This window comes from Mycobacterium sp. E3251 (assembly GCF_001666835.1).
In the GTDB taxonomy this organism is placed as follows: Bacteria; Actinomycetota; Actinomycetes; order Mycobacteriales; family Mycobacteriaceae; genus Mycobacterium.
The window spans coordinates 1-13,640 of sequence record NZ_LZJF01000081.1 but is presented as its reverse complement, the minus strand read 5'-3'; the positions used below and the strand labels follow the sequence as shown (position 1 = coordinate 13,640).

At 69.9% G+C, this 13,640-nt stretch carries 1 protein-coding gene; it reads right to left on the bottom strand.

Annotation, left to right across the window (positions count from 1 at the left end; all coding sequences use genetic code 11):
• Positions 1–13,640: non-ribosomal peptide synthetase (locus tag A5697_RS11345; protein ID WP_156673255.1), on the bottom strand; the 13,640-nt coding region annotated here is incomplete at both ends.

The following is a 13,640-nucleotide window of genomic DNA, read 5'->3' as shown; positions in this document are numbered from 1 at the left end:
AGCCGCGACCGGAGGCCGGCCGTCGTCAGCACGGCGATCGGCGCGGCGTCGGCGAGAATGAACTCGATCCGCGCCGCGGGCAGCCCCGGATCGAGCGGCAGGTACGCCGCCCCGGTCTTGAGGACCGCCAACATCGCCACGATCGCCTCGGCCGAGCGGTCCATGAGCAGCCCGACGCATTCACCCCGGCCGGCCCCGAGGCCGACCAGCGAGCGCGCCAACCGGTTTGCGGCGCGGTCGAGTTCGCGGTAGCTCAGCGAGCGCTCGCCGCAGCTGACGGCGGCCGCCTCGGGCGCGCGGGCCACCTGGGCGTCGAACAATTCCAGGATCGACGGCGAGGTCACCGGCCGGTTCGATGCCGCGCGATTACCCCACTCGTCGAGGCGGACGCGCTCGTCGTCATCGAGCATGTTGATCGATGACAACGGCCGGGCGGGGTCGGAGGTGATGGCCACCAATACCCGGTGCAGGCGATTGATCAGCGTTTCGACGGTGCCGGCGTCGAACACGTCGGTGCGGAATTCGACCTGCCCGCCGATCCCGGCGGGTTCACCGGTGTCGGCCCAGTGCTCGGCCAGCGAGAAGGTCAGGTCCATGCGGGCGGTGTGGCTGTCCACCGGAAGGGGTGTGACGTGCAGGTCCCCCAGGCTCACCGCGGCGGAATCGTTGTTCTGCCACGCCAGCATGACTTGGACCAGCGGGTGGTGGCTCAGGCTGCGGGCGGGGCGGAGCCGCTCCACCAGGACCTCGAAGGGAACGTCCTGGTGTTCGTAGGCGGCCAGGCTGCGCCCCCGGACCTGCGCCAGCACCTGCGCGACCGTCGGGTCACCACCGAGATCCGTCCGCAGCACCAGGGTGTTGACGAAGAAGCCCACCACGTCGTCGAGCACCGGGTCGCGCCGCCCGGCGATCGGGAAGCCGACCGCCACCTCGCTGCTGCCGCTCAGCGCCGACAACAGCACCGCCAGCGCGGCCTGCACCACCATGAAACTGGTCGCGTTGTGCGACCGCGCCACCTCGCGCACCCGCCGCTGCAACTCGGCCGGCCACTGCACACGCACCGTGGCCCCGCGGTGATCGGCCACCAGCGGGTAGGGCCGATCGGTGGGCAACACCAGCCGCTCGGACATCCCGGCCAGGTTGTTTTCCCAGAACCGCACCTGCCCGGCGATGGGGCTGTCCGGGTCGTCCAGGTCACCGAACTGGGCGCGCTGCCACAGCGTGTAGTCGGCGTACTGCACCGCCAGCGGCGCCCATCCCGGCGCCCGGCCCGCGCACCTGCTGGCGTAGGCGACGCCGAGATCACGGACCAACGGCGTGAGCGACAAGCCGTCGGCGGCGATATGGTGCAGCACGGACACCAATACGTGTTCGTCCTCGGCCGTCCGGAAAAGCCAAGCGCGCAAAGGAATCTCGCTGCCGAGGTCGAACGCGTAATGCGCCACCGTCTCGACGGCTTCTTCCAGCCGGTCCGGCGACCAGGCGGTCGCGTCGACCACATCCCAACCGACATCGGCGTCCTCGGGCGCGACCACAACCTGTTGCGGGGTCCCTTCGGCCGCGATGAAAACCGTGCGCAGGCTCTCGTGGCGGGCGACCACATCGCGCAACGCGGCACCGAACGCGTCGGCGTCCAGGCGACCCTGCAATCGCAGCGCCGCCGCCATGTTGTACACCGCCGAGGGCCCCTGCAACTGGTCGAGGAACCACAACCGGGATTGGGCGAAGGACAACGGGATCACCGGGGGCCGCTCGATCGCCACCAGGGGCGTGCGCCCCGACCCATCCGCACCGAGACGCGGCGCCAACTGGTGAATCGTGGGTGCCTCGAACAGGGACCGCACCCCAAGGTGGGCGTTCAGGACGGCGTTGACGGCGGCGATCAGGCGCATCGCGGCGAGCGAATCCCCGCCCAGATCGAAGAACGAGTCGTCGACGCCCACGCGGTCGACGCCGAGAACCTGGGTGTAGATGCCCGCCAGGATCTCTTCCGTGGGGCTGGCCGGAGCACGGTACGCAGCGTCGCGGTAGTCGGGCGCAGGCAGGGCGCGGGCGTCGAGCTTGCCGTTGACCGTCAACGGGATTGCGTCCACGGCGACGATTGCGGCGGGCACCATGTAGGCGGGCAACCGCTCGCCGAGCACGGCGCGAAGGTGGGCCGGCTCGGCGGTCCCGGTCACGTAGCCGACCAGCCGCTTGTCCCCCGGGCGGTCCTCACGGGCGATCACTGCCGCCTGCTCCACCCCATCCAGACCCGTTAGGGCCGCGCGGATTTCGCCGAGCTCGATGCGGTAGCCGCGTACCTTGACCTGATCGTCCGCACGTCCGAGGTAGCGCAGTTGCCCGTCGGCGCCCCAGCGCACCAGATCCCCGGTGCGATACATCCGCTGTCCAGGCGCTCCGGACGGGCACGCCACGAACCGCGACGCCGTCAGGCCCGACCGGCCCACATACCCACCCGCCAAACCCCGGCCCGCCACGTACAACTCGCCCACCACCCCGGTCGGCACCGGCCGCAACCAACCGTCCAGCACGAAGAAGGCGAGATGCGCCAGGGGACTTCCGATGGGGCTGCCGGCGCTGTCGGCGTCGCAAGCGACGATCTCCCGGAACGACGCGTGCACCGTGGTCTCGGTGGTGCCGTACATGTTGATCAGCCGCGGCTGTCCCGGATGGCCGTCCAGCCAGTTACCCAGCCGCCGAGGTTCGAGCGCCTCGCCACCGAACACCAGGGTCTGCAGCTTGAGTTGTTGGGCGAGGTCGGGTGAGAGCGCATCGGCGGTTTGCAGCGCGTCGAATGCGGACGGCGTCTGGCTCAGCACGCTGACCTGTTCACGAACCAGCAAGGAATACAGGTCTTCTGGTGATCGGACCACCGAGTCGGATACGACCACCAGACGGCCGCCGCGCAACAGGGCGCCGAAGATCTCGAACACCGAGAAGTCGAAGGCCAACGAGTGGCACTGCGTCCACACCTGCCCGAGTTCCAGCTCGCCATCCAACGACTCCAACATCTCGGTGACGTTGCGGTGAGTTACCGCCACCCCCTTGGGGATTCCCGTCGTGCCGGACGTATAGATGACGTAGGCGATGTCCTCCGGGACCGGTGCCCGCAACGGCGCATCGGGCAACGCATCCACCCTCGGGTCGTCGATCTCGATCAGCGGCAGGCCACACCCATCGAGCCGCGACCGCAGCCCGCTCGTCGTGAGCACGGCCACCGGCGCGGCGTCGGTGAGCATGAAGCCGATCCGCGCCGCCGGCAGCCCCGGATCGATCGGCACATACGCCGCACCGGATTTCAGCACGGCCAGCATCGCCGCGATCGCACCGGCCGACCGGGGAATCAGCAGCGCCACCCGCTCCCCCTGACCCGCGCCATGCTCGGCCAGCAGATGAGCCAATCGATTTGCGGCCTGGTCGAATTGGCGGTAGGTCCACGAGCGATTTCCGCAACTGATCGCGACCGCGTCCGGGGTGCGGTGCACCTGGGCGGCGAACAGCTGGGGAATCGACAGTCGGGTCGGCGCGGGTTGATTGAGCACGGCGTGGTTGCCGATGAGCTCGAGGCGGGCGTGTTCCGCCTCGTCGAGCACGTCGATCGACGACAGCCGGCGGGCGGGGTCGGCGGTGATGGCCGCCACCACCCGCTCGAGCCGCGCGACAAGCGTTGCCACAGTGGCGGTGTCGAACACATCGGTGCGGAACTCGACGGCCCCGCCGATCCCGGCCGACCGGCCGTCGTCGGTCCAGCGTTCGGCCACCGAGAACAACAGGTCCGTGCGGGCGGTGCGGGTGTCCACCGGCAGCGCGGTGATCTGCAAATCGCCAAGGTTGAGGTCGGCGGTGTCGTTGTTCTGCCAGGCCAACATCACCTGGACGAGCGGATGATGCGCCATGCTGCGGGTGGGATTCAGCCGTTCCACGAGCACCTCGAAGGGCACGTCCTGGTGTTCATAGGCGGCCAGGCTGCGCCGCCGCACCTGGGCCAACAGCTCGGCGACGGTGGGATCCCCGGCCAGATCGACCCGCAGCACCAAGGTATTGACGAAGAAGCCCACGACATCGTCGAGCACGGGGTCGCGCCGCCCGGCAATCGGAAAGCCCACGGCCACATCGGAGCTCGCGCTGACCTTGGCGAGCAGCACCGCCAAGGCCGCCTGCATCACCATGAAACTGGTCGCGTTGTGCGACCGCGCCACCTCGCGTAGCCGGTCCTGCAGCTCGGCGGGCCACTCGACTTCCACACTTGCCCCGCGGTAATCGGCCACCGGCGGATAGGGCCGGTCGGTGGGCAACTCGAGTCGCTCGGGCATCCCGGCCAGCGCGTCCTGCCAGTACCGCAACTGGCCGGCGATCGGGCTGGCCGGATCGTCGAGATCACCGAGCTGGGCTCGCTGCCACAGCGTGTAGTCGGCGTACTGCACGGCCAGCGGCGCCCACCCCGGCGCCCGGCCCGCGCACCGGCTGGCGTAGGCGACGCCGAGGTCGCGGACCAGCGGGGTGAGCGACCAGCCGTCGGCGGCGATGTGGTGGACCACGGCCACCAGCAGGTGCTCGCCCTCACCGACCCGGAAAAGTTTTGCCCGCAAAGGCATTTCGGCGGTCAGGTCGAACGGATGCGCCGCGGCCGCATCGACGGCCTCGTCCAGCCGCCCCGCGGACCATGCGGTGGCGTCCACCACGTCCCATCCGGTCTCGGCGGCCTCGCTCGGCACCACCACCTGCTGCGGTGTCCCCCCGGTCGCGACGAACACGGTGCGCAGGCTTTCGTGCCGGTCCAGCACGTCGGCCAGCGCGGCCCGCAACGCGTCGGCATCCAGGTGTCCGCGCAGGCGCAGCGCCGCGGCCATGTTGTAGACCGGCGAGGGGCCGTGCAGCTGATCGATGAACCACAGCCGGGACTGCGCGAACGACAAGGGCAGCACCGCAGGCCGCGCGCCGGCCACCACCCGCGCCGGTCCACCGCGGCCCGCGGCGAGGAGCGGCGCCAGCCGGCGAATGGTGGGCGCCTCGAACACCGCGCGCACCGACAGCTGGGCGTCCAACCCCGCGTTGACGGCGGCGACCAGGCGCATGGCCGTCAACGAGTCGCCACCCAGGTCGAAGAACGATTCCTCGACACCGACGCGGGCCAATCCCAGCACCCTGGCGTAGATTTCGGCGAGGATTCCCTCGACCGCGGACGCAGGGGCGCGGTAGGAATCGGGGTCGTGGTATTCCGGCGCCGGTAGGGCCCGGGTGTCGAGCTTGCCGTTGACCGTCAACGGGATTGCGTCCAATGCGACGACGGCGGCGGGCACCATGTGGGCTGGCAACCGCTCGGCGAGCGCGGCGCGGATCCCCGCCGGGTCGGCGGTGCCGGTGACGTAGCCCACCAGCCGGCCGTCGCGGGCGATCACCGCCGCCTGCTCGACTCCGTCCAAAGTGGTCAGCGCCGCGCGGATTTCACCGGGTTCGATGCGATAGCCCCGAATCTTGACCTGGTCATCGGCGCGCCGCACATACCGCAGCTGCCCATCGGAGCCCCACCGCACCAGGTCGCCGGTGCGATACATGCGCGCCCCGGCTGAGCCGAACGGGCAGGCGACGAAGCGCGACGCCGTCAGCCCCGATCGGCCCAGATACCCGCACGCCACGCCGCGGCCGGCGACGTACAACTCACCGACCGTCCCGACCGGCACCGGGCGTAACCTCTTGTCCAACACCATTACCGCGGCGCCGGACACCGGGAAGCCGATCGGCGGGACCGCGGGCCCCCCGGTCAGCGGCGCGCTGATCGTCGCGTCCACCGTGGTTTCGGTCGGGCCGTAGGCGTTGACCATTACCCGGCCCGGCGCCCACCGATCCACCAGCTCGGCCGGGCAGGGCTCGCCGCCGATCACCAGGGCCACCCCATCCAGCCCCTCCGGCGACAACGCGCTCGCCTCGGACGGGGTCTGGCTCAGCACGCTGACCTGTTCGCGAATCAGTAACGCGCGCAACTCTTCCGGTGCGTGGACCACCGACTCGGGCACCACGACCAGCCGCCCCCCGTCGAGCAGCGCACCGAAGATCTCCTGGACCGAGACGTCGAAGCCCAGCGAGTGAGAGTGCGACCAGACACCGGCCGCCGGCAGGGGCGCGTGCAGCGACGCCATCAGCTGGGTCACGTTGTGGTGGGTGACCGCCACGCCCTTGGGAATGCCGGTGGTGCCGGACGTGTAGATCAGGTATGCGATGTCCTCCGGGGCGGGGGTGGGCAACGCGGCGGCGGGCCGTATGTGCGCCGACGGATCGTTGACATCGACGACCGGCACATGGGACCCATACAGGCGCGACCGTAGGGCCGCGGTGGTGACGGCGACGACCGGCGCGGCATCGGCCATCATGAACCCGACCCGAGCGGCCGGCAGGCCGGGGTCGATCGGCAGGTAGGCGGCCCCCGTCTTGAGCACCGCCAGGATCGCGACGATCGCGTCGGCGGACCGCGAAAACAGCAGCGCCACAAAAGCGCCGGGCCCGGCGCCGTGGCACACTAGCCGGTGCGCGAGGCGATCCGCGGCCTCGTCCAGCTCCCGATACGTCATGGAGCCGCCGTCGAAGCTCAGCGCCACCGCCTCCGGTGTGCGGGCCACGTGCGCGGCGAACACCTCCGGAATCGAGCTCCCCGGCGCCGGCTCGCTCAGCACCGCGTGGTTCCCCAACTCGGCCAGGTGGGCGTGCTCCGACTCGTGCAGGGTATCGATCGTCGCCAACGGGCGGGTGGGGTCGCCCGTCATGGCCACCAGCAGGCGACGGAACCGCTCGGCCATCGCCTCGATGCCGGCCGCGTCGAACACGTCGGTGTCGAATTCGACGCGCAGCCCAAGGACTTCGCCCGGCACGGCTTGCACCGAGAGCGGATAGTGGTTGAACTCGCGGCTGGTGAAGTCGCTGACGGTGAGCTCGTGGACGCCCGCCAACGCGGTGGTGTCGACCGGATAGTTTTCGTAAACGAACAAGGTGTCGAACAACTGGTCGTGCCCGGTGGCGCGGTGAATTTCGGACAGCGCAAGGTGCTGGTGTTCGAGGGTGTGATTGTGGGCGCGGCGCAGCTGGTCGAGCAGGCCGGCGACGGTGGTCGCCCCGGTGATGATGGCCCGCACCGGAACCGTGTTGATCAGCAGGCCCACCATTGCGTCGGCGCCGGGCACCTCGGCCGGCCGGCCCGAGACCACGGCGCCGAAGACCACGTCGTCCTGGCCGGTCAGCCACGCCAACAGCTGCGCCCACGCGGCCTGCAGGACGGTGCTGACGGTGGTGTGCGACGAGCGCGCCAGCCCGCTCAGGGCCCGCGTGGTGTCCGCCGGCACCTGGAAGGTGGCCACGCCGCGCCGGCCTGTCCGACCGGGTGGGCGCACCAACGTCGGGGTGTCGAATCCGTCGAGCACCTGGCGCCACGCGGCTCTTGCGGCCGCCACGTCCCGGTCCGCGAGCCAACTGAGGTAGCTGCGATACGGCGTCGCCGGCGGCAACCGCTCCCGGTAGTAGCCGGCGAAGATCTCTTGAAGCAGGATCGGCAGTGACCAGCCGTCCATCACGATGTGGTGGGTGGTCAGCACGAAGCGGTGCCGGTCGGTTGCGGTGCGGATCAAGGCGGCGCGGAAGGCCGGGCGTCGGGCGGCCAGGTCGCAGACCGCGGCACGTTCGGCGGCGCACAGCCGCCCGATCCGCTCGCCCGGGTCGGGGTCGTCGTCGTCGAGTTGGAGGTAGCGCCACGCCGACGCCGGGTCGGCCGGGATGAGCTGCACGGGTTCGTCGAAGTCTTCGCAGAACCGGGCCACCAGGTTGGGGTGCCGGTTCAGCACGGTGTGCACGGCCTCGCGCAGGCGCTGCGGGTCGAGCGGGCCGCACACGGTGATGTCGAGCTGCACCGCGTACACGTCGTCGCCGGGGTCCCGCCCGGCACTGGCGTGGAAGAGCAGCCCCTGCTGCAGCGGCGTGAGCGGCAACACGTCGGCGATCTGGTGTTGCCGGCACAGCTCATCGATCTGCTGCTGGCTCAGCCGTGCCGGCGCGATGTCCGACGGGGTCAACCCGCCCCCACCGTTTCGCACGTGCTCGCAGATGCCGGCCAGGGCGTCGCACCACAATTGGCTGAGTCGGCGGACCTGACGCCGTTCGAGGGCCGAGGGTGCCCATGTCCAGTTGGCCTGCAGGCGAGGGCCATTCGCCGTTTCCATCGTGCCGGCGTTGAGTTCCAGCGTGTGTCCCAGCGGCATCGGCAATGCAGCGGTCGCAGCGGTCAGCTGCAGGCCCTCTTGGTCGAGTCGCCACAATTCCTCTGACAACTCGGCTGCCCCGCCGAGGCGTCCCAGATAGTTGAATCCGATCACGGGGTCCGGGTCATCCAGTCCCACTTCGGAATTCAGGTAGCGCAGCAGCCCGTAGGTCAGCCCGTCCGGCAGTGCGCGCAGCTGTTCTTTGGCGTCCTTGATGAGCGCGCCGAGCTCGGCGTCGCCGGCTTCGACCTTGGCCCAGCGCGGTTTGCCGAGGCTCAACGCGACCGGATATTTGGCGGTGAACCATCCGACGGTGCGCGACACATCGACACGCGGGCCCACATCCTCGTGGCGGCCGTGGCCCTCCACATCGATCGAAAGCGGCGCGCCGGTGCCCAGGAATTCGTTGATCGCCAACCCGAGGGCGACCACCAAAATGTCCTGGACACCGGCGTGAAGCGCCGCCGGCACTGCCCCCAGCAACATGCGAGTGGTTTCGGTGTCCAGTGACACCGACATGTGTTCGGCCGTCTGGTAGGTGTCCGCATCGGGACGCACCGCCGGGAACGCGGCGGGGATCGCCGTTACCCGGCGCCAGGCGTCCGCCGATGCGACGACCTCGGCGCGCCGGGCGTGCTCCGCCAGCAGTGCCGACCAGCGGGCGAACGACGTCCCACCCCCGGTCAGCGCCACCGGCCGCCCGCTGTGCAGCTGGGCCCACGCGATGTTCAAGTCCTCCAACAGGATTCGCCACGACACTCCGTCGACGGCGAGGTGGTGGACGACCAGCGCCAACCGGCCGTTGGACGCCGCCCATACCGCCCCCAGCATCACGCCGGCGGCCGGGTTCAACCGCGACCGCGCCGCCACCAACGCCGCTTCGGACAACACGTCGACGGTGTGCACGCACCCGCGCGCGTCGACCGTTCCCGGCGCGGGCACCTGCAGCGACCAGCCGCCGGCGCCGTCGTCGTCGACGCGCAGCCGCAGCATCGGGTGCCGATCGATCATGGCCTGCACCAACGTCACGACGTCGTCCTGGGTGACGCCCGCGGGGGCTTGGACCACCATGGTCTGGTTGAACTGGTCGACCGGCCCGTCGACCCGGTGCAGCCAGTGCATGATCGGGGTGGCAATGACTTCGCCGATGCCCTCGTCGGCCACGTCGTCGTCGGTGAGCACTCCGGCCACCCGGGCCAGCCTGGCCACGGTCTGCTCGACGAAGATGTCGCGCGGGCGGAACACGACGCCCGCCGCCCGCGCCCGGGCCACCACCTGCATCGACAAGATGCTGTCGCCACCCAGGTCGAAGAAGGAGTCGTCGACGCCGACGCGGTCCACGCCGAGCACCTGGGCGTAGATGCCGGCGAGAATATCTTCGACCGCGTCGCCCGGCGCGCGATAATTCTCGGCGCTTTGGTAGTCGGGCGGTGGCAGGGCGCGGGTGTCGAGTTTGCCGTTGACGGTCAGCGGCAGCTCGTCCAGTGCGACGACCGCGGCCGGGACCATGTACGCGGGGAGCCGGTCGGCCAGCTGGCCGCGGACGCGGGCGGGGTCAGCGGTCCCGGTGATGTAGGCGACGAGGCGCTTGTCGGCGGGCCGGTCTTCACGGACGACCACGGCCGCCTGCGCGACCCCCGCCAAACGGGTAAGCGCCGTGCGTATTTCGCCGAGCTCGATGCGATACCCGCGGATCTTGACCTGTTCGTCAATCCGGCCCAGGTACTGCAGCTGCCCATTGGCGCCCCAGCAGGCCAGGTCGCCGGTGCGGTACATGCGTGCGCCGGACCCACCGAACGGGCACGCCACGAACCGCGAGGCGGTCAACCCCGACCGCCCCAAGTACCCGCACGCCACGCCACGCCCGGCGACATACAACTCGCCGACCACGCCGATCGGCACCGGCCGCATCCACTTGTCCAACACGAACAATGCCGCGCCCGGCACCGGAGACCCGATCGGCGGCGCCCCGGTTCCGGCGGTCAGCGGCGCGGTCATCGCCGCGTACATCGTGGTTTCCGTCGGGCCGTACTGGTTGACCATCACCCGCCCGGGCGCCCATCGGTCAACGACCTCGGGCGGACACGCCTCCCCGCCCATTACCAGCGTCGCCACCGATTCGAGGCCTTGCGGCGATAGTGCCGCCACCGCCGAGGGGGTGTGGCTCAATACGCTGACCCGTTCGCGAACGAGCATGGCGTGCAACTCTTCCGGTGAGCGCACGACGTTGTCGGGCACGATGACGAGCCGGCCGCCGTGCAGCAGCGAGCCGAAGATCTCCCAGACCGAGAAGTCGAAGGCCAGCGAGTGGCATTGCGACCACACGTGGCCGAGTTCCAGCTCTTCGTGCACGGATTCGAGCAGTTGGGTGACGTTGTGGTGGGTGACGGCCACGCCCTTGGGGACCCCGGTCGTGCCCGAGGTGTAGATGAGGTAGGCGATGTTCTCCGGGTCCGGCGCCGGGAGTGCGCCGCTGGGTTGGGGTGCTATTTCGGTGTCGTCGAAGTCGATGACGGCCAGGTCCGAACCGTCGAGCCGGGAACGCACTTCGGGGGTGACGATCGCGGCGATCGGTATGGCGTCGGTGAGCATGAACTCGATGCGCGCGGCCGGCAGTCCCGGGTCGATGGGCAGGTACGCCGCCCCGGTTTTGAGCACCGCCAGTATGGCGATGACGGCCTGGGCCGAACGCTCGGCCAGCAGCGCCACACACTCCCCCGGGCCCGCGCCGTACTCAATCAGCAGGTGCGCCAACCGGTTAGCGGACTGCTCGACCTCGGCGTAGGTCCACGAACGGTCCGCGCTTGTGATGGCCACGGCCTCGGGTGCGCGGTCGACCTGGGCGGCGAACAACTCCGGGATCGAGATGCCAAGGGAGGCCGGCAGGTTCAGCACCGCGCGGTTGCCGATGGCCTCGAGCCGGGCGTGTTCTGCCTCGTCGAGCACATCGATCGATGAGAGCCGACGGGCCGGGTCGGCGGTCATGGCGACCAATACGTCGTGCAACTGCTCGATCATTCCCTCGATGCGGGCGGTGTTGTACACGTCGGTGCGGAATTCGACCGCCCCGCGGATGCCGGCGGGCCGGCCGTCCTCGGTCCAGCGTTCGGCCAGCGAGAACACCAAATCCATGCGCGCGCTGTGGGTGTCCGTCGGCAGCGGGGTGACCTGTAGGTCACCCAACGTCAGGTCGGCGAAATCGTGGTTCTGCCAGGTCAAGACGACCTGGATGAGGGGGTGGTGGCTGAGGCTGCGAGTGGGACGCAGCCGCTCCACGAGGACTTCGAAGGGCACGTCCTGGTGTTCGTAGGCGGTCAGGCTGCGCTGCTGCACCTGGGCCAGCAGCTCAGCGACGGTGGGGTTGCCGGACAAGTCGGTGCGCAGCACCAGGGTGTTGACGAAGAATCCGACCAAGTCGTCGAGCGCGGGGTCGCGCCGCCCTGCGATCGGAAAGCCTACTGCCACATCGCTACTCGCGCTCAGCTTGGCCAGCAGCACCGCCAGGGCGGCCTGTACCACCATGAAGCTGGTCGCATTGTGACCACCGGCCAACTCCCGCACCCGCTGTTGCAGCTGCGCGGGCCACTCCACGGCCACCCGCGCTCCACGATAATCAGCCACCAACGGATACGCCCGATCCGTCGGCAACTCCAGGCGCTCGGGCATCCCGGCCAATGCATCCTGCCAATAGGCCAGCTGGGCGGCAATCGCACTGTGCGGATCGTCCAGGTCGCCGAACTCGGCACGCTGCCACAGCGTGTAATCCACGTACTGGACCGGCAATTCGGCCCAGCCCGGGGGCTCGCCCGCGCACCGACAGGCGTAAGCCACCCCCAAATCACGCACCAACGGCGTGATCGACCACCCATCCGCGGCAATATGATGAGCAACGGCGACCAACACATGCTCATCCACACCCACCCGGAAAAGCGTCGCCCGCAAGGGGATCTCCGCGGCCAGGTCGAACGAGTAACGCGCCGCCGCCTCGATGGCTTCGGCGAGCCGGCTTGCCGACCAGCCGTCGGTCGACACCACGTCCCACCCGAGGCCGGCCTGCGTGGGCGGTAGCACGACCTGTTGCGGGGTGCCCTCCGGCGCGACGAAGATGGTGCGCAGGCTCTCGTGGCGGGCCACCATGTCGCGCAACGCGGCGCGCAACGCGTCGGTGTCCAGCCGGCCGACGAGCCGCAGGGCGGCGGCCATGTTGTAAACGGGTGAAGGGCCGTGCAGTTGGTCGAGGAACCACAGCCGGCTCTGGGCGAATGAAAGCGGCACCGTCGCAGGGCGTTTGGCGGCTACCAATGGCCTCAGGCCGCCCCCACTGCTGCCGATGCGGGGCGCCAACTGTGCCACCGTGGGTGCCTCGAACAGCGCCCGCACCGTAAGGGCGGTATCGAGACCACTGTTGATCGCCGCGATCACCCGCATCGCCGAGAGCGAGTCGCCGCCGAGATCGAAGAAGGAGTCATCCGCCCCGACCCGCTTGAGGTCCAGGACTTGGGCGTAGATGCCGGCGAGGATTTCTTCGATCGCGCTGGCCGGGGCGCGGTAGCGATCGGTGTCCTGATAGTCGGGTGTGGGGAGGGCGCGGGTGTCGAGTTTGCCGTTGAGGGTGATGGGCAGGGTGGGCAGTGGGACGACCGCGGCCGGGATCATGTAGTCGGGTAGCCGGTGGGCGAGGTGGGCGCGGAGCTCGGTGGGGTCGGCGGTGCCGGTGATGTAGCCGATGAGGCGTTTGTCGCCGGGGCGGTCCTCGCGCACGATGACGACCGCTTCCTCGACGCCGTCGAATGCGGCCAGCGCCGAGCGGATTTCGCCGACCTCGATGCGATAGCCGCGGATCTTGACCTGCTCATCGGCGCGCCCGACATAGCGCAGCTGCCCATCGCGGCCCCAGGACACCAGGTCCCCGGTGCGATACATGCGCGCACCGGCCGGGCCGAACGGGCACGCCACGAACCGCGACGCGCTCAACCCCGCGCGGCGCACATATCCATACCCCACGCCGCGCCCGGCCACATACAACTCCCCGACCACCCCGGCCGGCACCGGACGCAACCAGGCGTCCAGGACGAACAACGCCGCCCCGGGCACCGCCGAGCCGATCGGCGGCGCCCCGGACTTGGCCACCAACGCCCTACTGGCCGTGGCGAAGATCGTGGTCTCGGTCGGGCCGTAGACATTGATCATCACCCGCCCCGGCGCCCACCGGTCCACCAGCTCCGCGCCCACGGGTTCGGCCCCGATCACCAGCGCGGTGCCCTCCAGACCCTGCGGTGACAGCATGCGCACCGCCGCCGGGGTCTGACTCAACACCGTGACCTTCTCGGCCACCACCAACGCATGAAAATCCTTCGGCGAGCGCGCCACGGCCTCCGGGACCACCACCAGCCGCCC